The organism is Reyranella sp., from assembly GCF_052439685.1.
GTDB lineage: Bacteria > Pseudomonadota > Alphaproteobacteria > Reyranellales > Reyranellaceae > Reyranella.
Window position 1 is genome coordinate 136,047 of the sequence record NZ_JBQVQG010000015.1, and the last position, 387, is coordinate 136,433.

1 protein-coding gene and 1 pseudogene are annotated in these 387 nt (G+C 66.9%); both read left to right on the top strand.

Features of this window, described 5'->3' with window-relative positions:
- Positions 1-224: pseudogene (locus ACT6UX_RS19250) on the top strand (VOC family protein); the annotation flags it as partial.
- Positions 225-250: 26 nt separating this feature from the next.
- On the top strand, positions 251-387 hold a 137-nt coding region (locus ACT6UX_RS19255; protein ID WP_444776767.1), incomplete at its 3' end, for a GFA family protein.

Below are 387 nucleotides of genomic sequence, written 5' to 3' on the forward strand. Positions count from 1 at the left end.
GAAAGTCGGCCCGTCCCGTAAAGGCCGACAGCGATTCCGGCCTGCATTTCTGTCTGGTGGCGCAGAACCGCGAGGCGGTCGACGCGTTCTATGCGAGCGCGCTGGCCGCCGGCGGGGCGGACAACGGCAAGCCGGGCGTTCGGGCGGATTACAGCCCGACCTACTATGCGGCCTTCGTGATCGATCCCGACGGCTATCGCATCGAAGCCTATTGCGGGAAATGAGCGCGGCTGGCGGCGCGGGAGGAGCGATGCTGAAGGGTGGTTGTTTCTGTGGGACCGTTCGCTACGAGGCCGGCGGCGAGCCGTGGCACGAGACGATGTGCCACTGCTCGATCTGCCGAAGGACCACCGGTGCGCCGGTCGTCGCGTGGTTCACGGTCAGGAC